General features: G+C 70.0%; 9 protein-coding genes. 3 read left to right on the plus strand and 6 right to left on the minus strand.

The genetic code is table 11. The features are described 5' to 3' along the window. Positions 1–27 precede the first annotated feature (27 nt). From ACWIHT_RS01710 to ACWIHT_RS01730, 5 genes are all read right to left on the minus strand, one after another. Positions 28–1,725 (minus strand): MFS transporter, encoded by a 1,698-nt coding sequence (locus ACWIHT_RS01710; RefSeq protein ID WP_456163267.1) that lies wholly within the window; start codon positions 1,723–1,725, stop codon positions 28–30. A gap of 182 nt (positions 1,726–1,907) precedes the next feature. After that, complete coding sequence (locus tag ACWIHT_RS01715) at positions 1,908–2,867, minus strand: threonine/serine dehydratase (RefSeq protein WP_456163269.1); 960 nt, start codon at positions 2,865–2,867, stop codon at positions 1,908–1,910. Positions 2,868–2,975: 108 nt separating this feature from the next. Then, a complete protein-coding gene (locus tag ACWIHT_RS01720; protein ID WP_456163271.1) occupies positions 2,976–3,653 on the minus strand; it encodes an AIM24 family protein in 678 nt (225 codons plus the stop codon). A 66-nt stretch (positions 3,654–3,719) separates the two neighbouring features. Beyond that, on the minus strand, positions 3,720–5,039 hold the full coding sequence (locus tag ACWIHT_RS01725) for a CAP domain-containing protein (protein WP_456163273.1): 1,320 nt from the start codon (positions 5,037–5,039) through the stop codon (positions 3,720–3,722). Between the two features lie 141 nt (positions 5,040–5,180). After that, positions 5,181–6,446 (minus strand): serine hydrolase domain-containing protein, encoded by a 1,266-nt coding sequence (locus ACWIHT_RS01730; RefSeq protein ID WP_456163275.1) that lies wholly within the window; start codon positions 6,444–6,446, stop codon positions 5,181–5,183. A gap of 301 nt (positions 6,447–6,747) precedes the next feature. Between ACWIHT_RS01730 and ACWIHT_RS01735 the strand changes: the two genes are divergently transcribed. Next, complete coding sequence (locus ACWIHT_RS01735) at positions 6,748–8,544, plus strand: M4 family metallopeptidase (RefSeq protein ID WP_456163277.1); 1,797 nt, start codon at positions 6,748–6,750, stop codon at positions 8,542–8,544. Between the two features lie 51 nt (positions 8,545–8,595). On the opposite strand, the gene ACWIHT_RS01740 is transcribed toward ACWIHT_RS01735, so the two are convergent. Further along, positions 8,596–9,339: a hypothetical protein gene (locus ACWIHT_RS01740; protein ID WP_456163279.1), complete on the minus strand. Its 744-nt coding sequence runs from the start codon at positions 9,337–9,339 to the stop codon at positions 8,596–8,598. A gap of 135 nt (positions 9,340–9,474) precedes the next feature. Here ACWIHT_RS01740 and ACWIHT_RS01745 point away from each other — a divergent pair, with 135 nt between their 5' ends. Together ACWIHT_RS01745 and ACWIHT_RS01750 are read left to right on the plus strand one after the other, a co-directional pair. Further along, positions 9,475–10,647, plus strand: a complete 1,173-nt coding sequence (locus ACWIHT_RS01745; RefSeq protein ID WP_456163281.1) for an ROK family transcriptional regulator — start codon at positions 9,475–9,477, stop codon at positions 10,645–10,647. 40 nt (positions 10,648–10,687) lie between these two features. Beyond that, positions 10,688–12,472, plus strand: coding sequence for an alpha-galactosidase D (locus ACWIHT_RS01750; protein WP_456163283.1), 1,785 nt, complete (start codon positions 10,688–10,690; stop codon positions 12,470–12,472). Positions 12,473–12,479: the final 7 nt, after the last annotated feature.

The following is a 12,479-nucleotide window of genomic DNA, read 5'->3' on the forward strand; positions in this document are numbered from 1 at the left end:
ACGCCGCAGCGCCGGTCGGTGTTCCGGTCAGGCTTCGAGCGCCGCCAGTTCGCGGTCGACGGCATCCCGGTGGGCCTGCGCGTCCTCGCGGGCCTTCTTCGGGCTCCAGCGGCCTGCCATCACGAACACGAAGGGCAGGAAAAGGACTTGGCCGCCGACACAGATCCACCACCAGGTGCGCCACTCGCCGGGGCCGTCCTTCGCGGCCTTCTGTACCTTCGGCCCGTACTCCTTGAGCACCTTCAACTGCGGCTGAGCCTTCTGTACGACGGCCAGGTCGGCGGGGCCGACCTCCTTCACCGCGCGGGCGGCGAGGTCGGCGGGTGTGGTGGTCGGCGTGTACTTGCCCAGTTCGGCGAACAGTTGGGGGTGCGCGTTGACGACGGCCAGCGCCGGGGCGGCCTGTTTCTGCGCCGCCGCGACCTCGGCGCCGTGTTCGACGAGCGGGGTGACCGAGGTGACCAGCACGGGGATGAACGCCGCCGACACGGCGACCACGATCCGTACCGTCCAGCCCCAGACCGCGAGGCCCGCCGCGGTCGCGGCCGGATTGCGCTTCTCCACGGTCTCGGTGAAGCTCGCCATCCAGGGGGCGTAGGCGATGCCGCTGAACACGCCGATCGCGACGAACAGCCAGGCGAACGTGTAGTAGTCGGTCGTCGGGTGGGTGGCCCGGGAGGCGAACACCGCGGTCGCCACTACGGCGCCGATCCCGCCGACGATCATGAACGGCTTGCGCACCAGCAGCCGGTCCGAGAGCAGACCGGCCACGATCAGCGCGAGGGCGTTCGCGGCCCAGTACCAGTTGGCCAGCCCGTTGGTGCGCTGCTCGCTGTAGCCGAAGGTGGTCGAGAAGTAGACGACGAAGTTGCCGACGGCCGCGTAGTAGAGGAGCAGGAAGACCGCGATCGCGAAGGCCGAGCCGAGGATGTCCAGACGCAGCATCTGCCGCCACTCGCCGCGTCGTACCGCCTCGGTGTCCAGTCCCTTGGCGCGCGCTTCGACCAGGGCGCGGTCCCGCAGGCTCACCATGATCTGGTCGCGCAGCCCCGGCGACAGCTCGCGCAGGGCGAACAGGGCGACGACGAACACGATCAGCCCGGCCGCCCCGGAGTAGCGCAGCTCGTCCTGCCAGCTGGCGGAGTCGAGGGTGCTGCTGGTCACCGAGGTGACGACCAGGCTGCCGATGACCGGGCCCATCGTCCAGTAGCCCATCGCGGTGGCGCGGCCGAGCTGCGGTGAGAAGTCCCGTATCAGCGCCGGGGTCGCGACCAGCACGATGCCCTCGATGACGCTCACGACGGCGAACAGCACCAAGTACGTCGTCTTGTCGCCCGCGTTGGGGAGTCCGAAGAAGACCAGGAGCGCGGCGACCAGCAGTCCGTAGACCACGAGGTTCGCCCGTCCCCAGCGGTCCGCGAGGCCGGCCACGAGGGAGGCGAAGGCCCCGAAGGCGTTGCCGATGACCGAGACCCACACGAAGTAGCGGTAGGTCATGTCGAAGTGCGTGATGATCGACGTCGCCACCGCGTACTGGATGTAGAGCATGTAGTAGAGCACGACGGTCGTGACCACCACGATCGCCAGATACGACATGCGCCGCCCGGTGGCCGGATATGCCGCCAGGTCGCGGCGGTACAGCCCGGTGAGCGAGCCGCGGGAGTCGGCGCCGGGTGCGTCGGTACCCGGGTTACTCGTGTCAAGCGGTGCGGAAGCGGAAGACATACGACTCCCTTTGAAGCTGCCGGGGACAGGGTGAGCGGCGGGAGGGTGGGGGTCCTTCCGTTCGGCGGAGCGTAGTACCGACTAGTCGGTATGGCTAGATGTGCGACAAGCCTTCGCGCACGGGGTCGAGAACGGGACCCGTCATGCGGGAAGACTGCCTCACCCATGCCGTCAACGGCAGGTCAGCGCAGCCCGAAGCGCTCCGACCAGTCCGCGATCTCCCCGGCCGTCGCGTTGCCCCCGCACACCACGAGGCCGAGCCGCGCGCCGTCGCCGACCCGCTCAAGGACCTGCCGGGCGGCGGGCAGCAGACAGCCCGCGGCGGGCTCCGTCCACACCTTGCCGTGCTCGGCGAGGTCGAGACAGCCCCGCACGGCGTCCCGGTCCGGGACGGTCAACACCCCGGTGACCAGGGCCGACACATGGTCGTACGTCAGCTGCGACACGGCCGGCGCGCTGAGCGTGGTCACGATCGAGGACGGGGTGACCGGCACCGGGCCACCGGCCGCGAGCGCCGCGGACATCGCCTCGGCACCCTCGGTCTCCACACCCCAGACACGGATCCCGGGCCGCCGGGCGTGCAGCGCGGCGGCGACCCCGGCGATCAGCCCACCGCCGCCGATGCTGACCAGGACGTCGGTGAGTTCACCGGCGTCGTCCGCGAACTCCAGCCCCACGGTGCCCTGTCCGGCGATCACCACCGGGTCGTCGAACGGATGGACCAGGGTCAGCCCCTCGTCCCGCAACCGGTTCACCAGCGCGAACGCGCTCGGCATGTCCTCGGTCAGCCGCAGCGACGCGCCCGCCGCCTCCACCAGCGCGACGGACCGCGCCGGTGCCGAACGCGGCATCACCACCGTGGCCTTCACATCCAGCGCAGCCGCCATGACCGCGAGCGCGATCCCGTGATTGCCGCCGCTGACGGCCACCACCCCGGCCGCCAACTCGGCCTCGCCGAGCGACAGCAGCTTCGCCGTGGCACCGCGCGCCTTGAAGGAACCCGTGCGCTGCAACAGCTCCAGCTTCGTCGTGACCGGGACACCGAGCAGCTCCGAGAGCCCGGGGCTCTCCACGGTCGGGGTGCGTACGACGTGTCCGGCGATCCGCTCGGCGGCGGCTTCGATGTCCGAGATGCCGATCAAGGCAGTCATCCTCCCGGCACGGGGCAAGGTGGTCCGTGCCGCCTCCGACCCTGACTCGGAAGGGACCCGCAGGTCAACACGTTTCAGGGTCGGTGCCGGATCGGAACCTCAGTGCTGCTGCGCCTTCTGCGGAGTCACCTCGCTGGGCCGTACGACGACGAACCCCTGTCCCTGGAGCATGAGTTGGACGGCCTCGCCGGAACCGCCGCGCAGCATCGACCCGATGGACTGCGAACGGTGCAGCGAGGTCTGGAGGTTGGCCGACCAGCCGACCACTGCGTCCGTGTCGACGAACACCGGGTACTGCGGCGAGACGGGTATGACCAGCGGATTGCCCTCGCAGACCAGACCCAGCTTGCCCTGCCCGGTGAAGACACTGTTGAACAGGCCGCCACCCGCGATCCCGGACCCCTTCACCGTCTTGATCGCGTACGACAACGAGGCGTCGAAACACAGGACGTTGCGGCCGTTGACGGTGAACTCGTCACCGGGATCGATCTCGACCACGAAGCAGTTCTGCGCCTCGTGCGCGAACCACGCCTCGCCCTGGCCGCGCACCGCCATCAACGGCAGGCCCTCACCGGTGACCGCGCGCTTGAGCATGCCGCCCACGCCCTGGCCCTTGCGCTCGAACTGGAGGTTGCCGCGGTAGGCGATCATCGCCCCCTGGCGGGCGAGCATCTCGCCGTTCACCGCGTACCTGATGCACTTCGCGTTCTCTACGGTCATGCCCGGCGCGGTGGCCGGCTGCACCATGTGCTCACTGGAAAACAGATCACCCTTCATGCGGGCATCCTGACCCGGAAGATCTCATTCCGCCAAGATCGTGGACGGCTCGACCTCGCCGGATGGTCAGGCGCCGAAAAGTTGCGTCCAGTACGTCCCCATCTGTCCGCCGCCCGCGAAGCCGATGCCTATGTGGGTGAAGTCCGGCTTCAGGATGTTGGCGCGATGGCCTGGGCTGTTCATCCAGCCCTCCACGACCTCGGCGGGGGAGCGCTGACCGCAGGCGATGTTCTCGCCGATCGTGCGCCTGCGTGAGCCCGCGGCGGCGGCCCGGTCCCAGGGCTGGGAGCCGTCGGGGGAGGTGTGCGAGTAGAAGGCCCGGGTCACCATGTCCGTGCTGTGCGCCTGCGCGGCGGCGGCGAGCAGCGGGTCCACGGAGAGGGGGGACAGTCCGGCCCTCGTCCGCTCCCTGTTGGTCAACTCGACGACGCCACGCGCCGTTTGGTCCAGGTCGGCGGCGCTGAGCGGCTTCGCCCACAACGCCGTCCAGTAGACGTCGCCGGAGCGGGCGACCGCCTGGGCGAGACCCGCGTGCGTGACGTCCCGTTCGAGCAGTGTGCGGCGGGCCTGCTCGGTGCGGAGACAGTAGTCGACGAACTCCGCGGGGGTGCGCGGACCGGAGACCAGGTGTTCGCCGACGGTGAGATAGGCGTATCCGGCGTGGATCACCCGCTGGTACACGGAGGTGCCGTCGCGGCCCTCGGTGCTGAGGTGCCCTGCGGCGGCCATGTCGGAGACGTGGGCCTGCGCGGCCGACGCGAGCCGGGAATCGAGCGCGACGGGTGGTGAACCGGCTTTGGCGCGGGCCGAGTTGACCAGGGCGAGGAAGCCGGTCGGGTCGGGCGCCGGGGAGTTGGGGGAGCCCCCGCCTCGTGCCACACCGACAGGGGTGGGACCGGGAGCCGTGTCCTCGACGACGTCCACGCCGAAGTCCCGCGCGATGCCCGCGAGTCCGTCGGCGTACCCCTGCCCCAGCGCGCGCAGCTTCCAGCCCGTGCCGCGCCGGTAGAGCTCGGCGAGGAGCAGTACGGTCTCCCGCTGGGGGCGGGCCGGGGTGAAACGGGCGAGCGGACGGCTGCCCGCGTCGGCGACATGCAGGGTGGGTGCGGGCAGCCGCCCCAGCGGTGTGCCGGGGTCGGCGGGGCTGACGACGACGGTGACCCTGGCGGCACCGGCGCGGAGACGGGCTGGGTCGACGGTCAGGGTGTCGCCCTGGAGGCGGGCTCCGGTCACGGTCGGCTGGTTGTAGAACACGAAGTCCGCGTCACCGCCGACCTTGCCGCTCTCGTCCGTGATCAACGCCGACACGTCGAACGGGCCGGGCACCCGCAGGGTCATGGCACCGCCCGGGAGAGGCAGATTGCCGCCCGGCACCAGCTCGTTCATGGCACCGCCCTCGCTGTTCGTGCCCGGGGGAGTGCCCGGTGGGGGAGTTCGTCCTCCGTTCAACGCTCCGTCATGGCACGAGGGTTCCCGCGCGACGCGGTGGGTGCCGTGGCGCGGGAACCCTCGTGCCGTGAAGCGCCCTCAGTCCCGGGCGATCGCCGGCGCGATGTCCTCGTAGGCCACGTGCCGTTCGGTGACGTAGGAGCCTCGGCCGGTGAGCGGTGAACCCTGGACCGCCCTGGTGCGCTTGCCGCAGAACGCCGACTCCAGGGCGCCCGCCATCGTGTTCAGCACCGTGCCGTTGTTGGAGGTGTTGGCCAGCGCGGTCAGGCTGCGGCGGCCGTCCTTCGAGGTGAAGGAGTAGGTGTAGAAACCCTGGACCGCGCCCGTGTGGCCGTACACGGAGACGCCGCAGGACAGGTCGCGTCGGCGCAGTCCGAGGCCGTAGCGCGTCGTGCTGTTGACCGGAGTCCACCGCTCCATCTGTGCGAGGGCGGAGGCGGAGGTGAGCCTGCCGGAGAGCAGGGCGGAGAAGAAGGTGTTCAGGTCGTGGGTGGTGGAGATGAGCGCGCCCGCGCTCTGGGCCCAGGACGCCGTCTGGTCGGTCGCGTCGACCGGTCTCGCGCCCGCGCGGTCCTGGGTGAGGTAGCCGTGGGCGTGGCGGCCCGGGATCTTCGTGTCCGGGTGGACGTAGAAGGTGTCGCGGAGCTTGAGCGGCTTGATGATGCGGTCGCGGTACGCAGTTCCCACGGAGTGGCCGGTCAGTTTCTCGATGAGCATCCCGGCGACCACGAAGTTGGTGTTCGAGTACGAGTAGACGGCGCCCGGCGCGTTGGTGCGCGGGTGCTTCAGGGACAGCCGTACCAGCTGCCGGTAGGTGAAGACCTTGTCGCGTACGGCCTCGAAACCGGAGACCGAGTTGGCGAACATCGAGTTCGTGTAGTCGTACAGGCCGCTGCGGTGGCTGAGCAGGTGCCGTACGGTGATCCGCTTGTCCGGCAGCAGGCCGGGCAGGTAGCGGTTGACCGAGGCGTCCAGGTCGAGCTTGTGCGCGTCGACGAGTTGGAGCAGGACGACGGCGGAGAACGACTTGGTGACGCTGCCGATCCGGAAGCGGTCGCCGTTGTCGATGGCTCGGTGTGTCGTACGGTCCGCGATGCCGGCGGCGGCCGTGCGGACGGTTCCGCGGTCGTCGACGCGGGCGATCGCTCCGGGTGCGCCCTGTGCCGTGAGGGTGCGCAGCACGGCGCGGAGACCCGCCATGTCGGGCGCCGGAAGCGCGACCGCTCGGCCGGCCGTGGTGTCCGCCGTGTCCGGCTCGTGGGTCGCGGCATGCGCGGGTACCGCCGTGAGCGTCACCAGCGCGGCTGCGGACACCGTGGCTCCGCGCAGCGTTCTTGAGACCATCCGGTTCTCTCCCGTTCTCTGTATGCGAGATCTGTCACAGTCGCGCGAGGGAACCTTCTCGCAGCCCGTCACATCTCCACAGGTGTCGCACAGTTGGTCACTCACTGATCACTGGGCGACGCGGATTTGTAAAGTATTGCCATGAAAGCCACGAATACCGTTCATTTCGGCTTTACATGCACATGACTGATCCGTAAGGGTTTCGCCTCGGGGCCCGACCAGCCCCCCGGGCGCTGTCAACCGCGCCCGGTCTCAAGGCGGTCGGCGATCCCGGCCGTCTCGAAGCGAGGAGCCCTCACCCATGCGTGGATCCCACATACGCGGCCTGGCGGTCGCCGTCGCCGTGACGACGGCCGCCACGGGACTGGCCGGAACGGCCTTCGCGGGACCGGCCACGGGGAATGACCACGCGGTGGCGGCCGACGGCACCACCGCCGCGTCCGTCGTCACGGCCGCGCGTGCCGCCGCCTTCGCGCACGCGGCGGCGACCGGCGTCGTCCAGGGCGACGGACTCCGGGCCAAGGACGTGATGATCGACCCCGAGGGCGCACGCCATGTCCGGTTCATCCGTACGCACCGGGGCATGCCGGTCCTCGGCGGCGACCTCGTCGTCCACCTCTCCCGCCAACTGGCCTACACCGGGGTCACCAGGGCGGCCGACCACAGCGTCGAACCCGCCACCACGCGGCCCGAGTTGACGGCGGCGGAGGCCGAGACCAAGGCCGCCGCCGTCGCCAAGGGCGACGCGGGCACCGCCAGCCTCGTGGTCGACGCCCGCGACGGCCGGGCCGCCCTCGCCTACCAGGTCCCCGTCAGCGACAGCGACACCGCCGAGGCCACCGGCACCCGCACCGTCGTCATCGACGCCGTCACCGGCAAGGTCCGCAGCAACACCCCCGACAGCGACGAGTTCCTCTCACCCGAACTGCTCGACACCCTGCGCGAGCGCGGCGAGACCCTGAACCCGACCACCGGCACCGCCGCACAGCCGACCGCGCTCACCGCGGCCACCGCGGCGCGCGCGGTCCACTACCCCGTCACCGCCACGGGCACCGGCACCTCCCTCTTCGTCGGCAAGGTGCCGCTGACCACCACCCGTACGGCACGCACCAGTTACCTCCTCAAGGACCCCACCCGCTGGGGCACCGAGACGCGCGACGCCAAGGGGCAGGAACTGGAGAGCTTCGCGCGCGGCAAGGCGTTCACCAGCACCACCGACAAGTGGGGCAACGGCACCGTCTCGCACCGCGACAGCGCCGCCGTCGACGCCCAGTACGGCATCACCAAGACCCTGGACTTCTACAAGAAGACCTTCGGCCGCAAGGGCATAGCCAACGACGGCAAGGCCGCCCGCGGCATGGTCCACTTCGGCAAGAAGGTCGCCAACGCCTTCTGGGACTCGACCTGCGACTGCATGCTCTACGGCGACGGTGACGGCGACATGTTCAAGAAGCCGCTCGTCGTCCTCGACGTCACGGGCCACGAGCTGACCCACGGCGTCGTGGACGCCACCGCCGAGCTGGAGCCGACCCGCGTCGACGCGGACGGCAACCAGTACGGCGAGGCGGGCTCCCTGAACGAGTCCCTCGCGGACATCTTCGGCTCCAACGTCGAGTTCAGCGCCAACAACGCGAAGAACCCGCCGAACTACCTCATCGGCGAGAAACTCGGCCTCGCCCAGAAGTTCCTGCGCCGCCTCGACCACCCCTCCCTCGACAAGCTCGAAGGCACCATCGACTACTGGTCGCCCCAGACGTACGACGCCGAGGTGCACGCCGGTTCCGGTGTCTCCTCGCACGCGTACTACCTGCTCGCCGAGGGCAGCGGACGCAAGACGATCGGCGGCTTCACCTACGACTCGCCCACCTACGACGGGTCCACGGTCACCGGCATCGGACGCGCCAAGGCCACCGCGATCTTCTACCGCGCGCTCACCCGCTACATGGTGTCCACCACCGACTTCCACGACGCGCGCCTCGCCACGCTGAAGGCGGCAACGGACCTCTACGGCGCGAACAGCACGGCGTACCAGACCGTCGACGAGGCCTGGGCCGCCGTGAACGTCACGGTCGCCAACACCCCCGCGGCCAGGCACTGACGACCGTCCGGGTGTCCCGCCACGAGCGGGGCACCCGGAGGTCCGGCCGCCTCAGATCCACTGCTTCTCGATCTCCTCGGACACCGTGAACACGGCCTCGCAGGAAGGGCAGCTCGCCTTCCCGAACACATAGGTCAGCGCGGTCGCGACCTCCGGCTGCCCGAACTCGACCGCCTCGCCGTGCAGTCGCGCACCGATGCCGTCGAGCGCCTCGGGCACGGCCGGTATCAACTCCGTCCGCCCCTCCGTGTTCTCCTCCTCGCCCGTGCCGGTCACGTAGTCGCCGGCCGACGTGAAGACGCCGTAGGAACCGAACGCGACGTACAGGCCCTCCTCGCACTCGGGGCATTCGAGGTCGTACTCCTCGCTGTTCACACCCTCCAGAGCCTCGGCCCACACCCCGCCGCCCTCGAAGGCGAGCACGGCCATCTGCAAGTAGACGAAGGTGTGCGCGTCCTGCGTCGGGTCGGCGCGCAACCGGCGCGCGACGTCGAGCAGTTGGCCTATCTCGCGCCCATAGCGCTGCTGGCAGTCCTCGTCCGGGTCCGTGGTGATCAGACCGGCCATGGTGACCGCCTGTATCGGCCCGCCCGGTGCCCGCTCCAGCGCGATGTCGACGAGCACGGGCATCGCCGCCCAACTCGCCTCGTACACCGACCCCTGGTGACACAGGGAACCCCACAACTCCTGCCACACCGCGTCGTCCTCGGAGCCGCCGAGTCGCGCGAACAGGCCGGGGATGTCCTCGGCGCTGCCGTAGGCGTGGGTCAGCTCGGACCAGTCGATCGTCGTCATACGGCGATTGTGCCGCCCGGCACTGACAACGCGACTCCGGCCACGGGCGGCTCCGTCGGACCGGTCGTCGACTTGGACCGGACGAATCCTGCTTCTTTCATTGACGACGGAAAAGAAGGCATCTAGGTTCCGGCCATGCGCTCGATCCCCCACACCGAGTCGTTCCCGGTCCACACGCCGGCCGCCTCACAGGTCTTCACGACCGTGCTGTCCCACGGCCCCCTCACCCGGCTTGAGGTGGCCCGCCGGGCGGGGCTGTCGGCGGCGGCCGTGACCAAGGCGGTGCGGCCGCTGATCGAGGCGGGGTATCTGACGGAGGGCGCGGACGAGGACGCGCCTCCGGCGCTGGGACGGCCCGCGAACCTCGTCCGGGTCGACGGCGGGCGCGCGCTGTTCATCGGGGTCAAGGTGACCGGCGACGAGATCATCGGCGTCCTCACCGATCTGTGCTGTCGTATCCGGGTCGCCCGCCATGTGCCGCTGACCGACCGCGACCCCAGGGCGGTGCTGGCCTCGATCGCGGACCTGGCCCAGGAACTCCGCACCGAGGCCGACGAGTTGGGCATCCAGGTGGTCGGCCTCGGCCTCGCGGTCTCCGGCGACGTGGACCGCGGCGAAGGGGTCGTCCGCTACTCGCCGTTCCTGGAGTGGCGGGACGTACCGCTCGCCGAACTGGCCGCCATGACAACGGGGTTGCCGGTCACCGTCGACAACGACGTGCGCGCGCTGACCGTCGCCGAGCAGTGGTTCGGCGCCGGAGCCGGACTCACGGACTTCGCGGTGGTGACCGTCGGCGCGGGCATCGGCTGCGGACTGGTCGTGCACGGCCGGGTCGTCGCGGGCGCCCACGGGGTCGCGGGCGAGATCGGCCATGTCGTCGTCGATCCCGCCGGGCCCCGCTGCCACTGCGGCAACCGGGGCTGCGTCGAGGCGATCGCCGGGGACGCGGCGATCGTCGCCCGGGTCCGCGAGGTGACGGGTGTTCAGGTCGCCGACACGTTAGAAGCCGTGGCCCTCGCCCACCGGGGCGACGCCGGAGCGCGCGAGGTCTACGCGCGGGCCGGGGAGGCGATCGGCCGGGGCATCGCGACCGTGGCCAACCTGCTCGGCCCCGAACGCGTGATCATCTCCGGCGAAGGCCTCGCCGCCTACGACCTGTTCGCCGAGCAGATCCGCGACTCCTTCGCCGAGGCCGCCTTCGGCTCCGCCGCCCGCTGCGACGTGCGCACCCGCCCGCTGCCCTTCGACGAGTGGGCGCGCGGAGCCGCCGCCACCGCGATCCAGTCCTTCATCCGAGCCGCCGACTAGCCCGCACGATCACCCTCAGACCCGCACGAGGAGCCCAACGATGTACTCCCTCACGCCCGTTCGCGCCCTGAGAGCCATGGTGGTCCTGGCCCTCACCGCAGGCTTCGCCACCCACCTCCCCACCGCGCACGCGGACACCGCGCCCACCGTCGCGGCCAAGCCCTATATGGGCTGGTCGAGTTGGAGCATGCAGTCGTCCAAGTACCCCGGCCTGAACCCGGACGGCGACTACAGCTACCTCACCGAGGCGAACGTCGACAAGCAGACGGACGCGCTGGCCAGCAAGTTGAAGAAGTACGGCTACGACCACGTCAACATCGACGCGGGCTGGTGGATGGACAAGACCTGGAAGTCCGGATTCGACGAGTACGGCCGCCAGAAGGCCGACCCGGTCCGCTTCCCCAGCGGCATGAAGGCCGTCGCCGACCGCATCCACTCCAAGGGCCTCAAGGCCGGCATCTACCTCCCCGCAGGCCTGGAGAAGGGCGCCTACGGCGACGGAAAGACGCCCATCTGGAACGCCGACGGCTGCACCACCGCCGACATCGTCTACAGCGACCTGCGCACCACCAACGGCTGGGACAGCGCGTACAAGATCGACTTCTCGCGGCCCTGCGCCCAGAAGTACATCGATTCCCAGGCCCAGTTGATCGCAGGCTGGGGCTACGACTTCCTCAAGCTCGACGGTGTCGGCCCCGGTTCGGGCAAGAGCGGTGATCAATACGACAACGTTGCCGACGTGGCCGCCTGGAACAAGGCCATCACCGCCACCGGACGCCCGATCCACCTGGAACTCTCCTGGTCCCTCGACTACGGGCACGCCGCCGACTGGAAGAAGTACTCCAACGGCTGGCGCATCGACACCGACGTCGAGTGCTACTGCAACACCCTTGTCAGCTGGGAGAATTCGGTCGACGACCGCTGGGACGACGCCCCGGCCTGGACCGGCCAGGCAGGCCCGGGTGGCTGGAACGACCTCGACTCCCTCGACGTCGGCAACGGCGCGATGGACGGCCTGACCAAGGCGGAACGCCAGAGCTACGCCACCCTCTGGGCCGTCGCCAAGTCCCCGCTGTTCACCGGCGACGACCTCACCCGACTCGACGACTACGGCCTCTCCCTCCTCACCAACCGTGAGGTCATCGCCGTGGACCAGAGCGACGCGCCGCCCGCCCGCCCCGTCACCCCGTCCGACGCCCAACAGGTGTGGGCCGCCAAGAACCCCAACGGCACTTATACGGTCGCCCTGTTCAACCTCGCCAGTGCCCCCGCCGCCGTCTCCGCCAACTGGACGACCCTCGGCTTCACCGGCAAGGCCGACGTCCGTGACCTCTGGAACCACGAGGACCTCGGCTCCTACACCGACAAGGTGACCCAGGCCCTGCCCGCCCACGGCTCCCGTCTCTTCACCGTCACCCCGCACGGCAGCGCCGTCACCTCGACCGCCTACGAGGCCGAGGCCACCACCAACACCCTGAGCGGCAATGCCAACATCGCGGACTGCTCGGCCTGTTCGGGCGCCCACAAGGTCGGCAACCTCTACCTCGGCGGCAAGCTCACCATCAACAACGTCGTCGTCGCCAAGGCCGGCACCTACCAGGTGAAGATCGCCTACGTCAGCGGCGACTCCCGCTCGGCGAGCATCTCGGCGAACGGCAACGGCGCCACCAGCCACAAGTTCCCGTCCACCGGCGACTGGGGGACCGTCGGATCGGTCAGCGTGCCGGTCACGTTGAAGGCGGGCGCCAACACCATCACCTTCGACAGCGGTTCGAGCTACGCACCGGACATCGACCGGATCGACGTGCCCAAGTCCTCCTCCTGAGCCGACC

The sequence above is a fragment of the Streptomyces sp. NPDC002276 genome, from assembly GCF_053891435.1.

Coding starts and splice junctions, on each gene's coding strand:
- ACWIHT_RS01710 (WP_456163267.1), bottom strand. CDS start 1,725: ATGTCTTCCGCTTCCGCACCGCTTGACACGAGTAACCCGGGTACCGAC.
- ACWIHT_RS01720 (WP_456163271.1), bottom strand. CDS start 3,653: ATGAAGGGTGATCTGTTTTCCAGTGAGCACATGGTGCAGCCGGCCACC.
- ACWIHT_RS01725 (WP_456163273.1), bottom strand. CDS start 5,039: ATGAACGAGCTGGTGCCGGGCGGCAATCTGCCTCTCCCGGGCGGTGCC.
- ACWIHT_RS01730 (WP_456163275.1), bottom strand. CDS start 6,446: ATGGTCTCAAGAACGCTGCGCGGAGCCACGGTGTCCGCAGCCGCGCTG.
- ACWIHT_RS01735 (WP_456163277.1), top strand. CDS start 6,748: ATGCGTGGATCCCACATACGCGGCCTGGCGGTCGCCGTCGCCGTGACG.
- ACWIHT_RS01740 (WP_456163279.1), bottom strand. CDS start 9,339: ATGACGACGATCGACTGGTCCGAGCTGACCCACGCCTACGGCAGCGCC.
- ACWIHT_RS01745 (WP_456163281.1), top strand. CDS start 9,475: ATGCGCTCGATCCCCCACACCGAGTCGTTCCCGGTCCACACGCCGGCC.
- ACWIHT_RS01750 (WP_456163283.1), top strand. CDS start 10,688: ATGTACTCCCTCACGCCCGTTCGCGCCCTGAGAGCCATGGTGGTCCTG.